1 protein-coding gene is annotated in these 239 nt (G+C 60.7%); it reads right to left on the bottom strand.

The window, feature by feature from the left end:
* Nucleotides 1–239: DNA polymerase (locus tag AC0IW9_RS31820; RefSeq protein ID WP_471652272.1), on the bottom strand; the 239-nt coding region annotated here is incomplete at both ends.

The following is a 239-nucleotide window of genomic DNA, read 5'->3' as shown; positions in this document are numbered from 1 at the left end:
ATATAGGCCTGCGACTGCTTGCGGTCGACGCCGATCTGCTTGGCCAGGCCAAACGCGCTCATGCCGTAAATCAGCCCGAAGTTAATGGCCTTGGCGCTGCGGCGCTGGTCGATGGTGACCTGTTCCAGCTCGACGCCAAACACTTCCGCTGCGGTGGCGCGGTGTACGTCCAGGTCGTTGCGGAAGGCATGCAACAAACCTTCGTCTTGAGCCAGGTGCGCCATGATGCGCAGCTCAAT

The organism is Belnapia sp. AC561 (genome assembly GCF_979252845.1).
The sequence above is the reverse complement of the archived record's forward strand: the minus strand, read 5'-3'. Positions and strand labels throughout refer to the sequence as shown.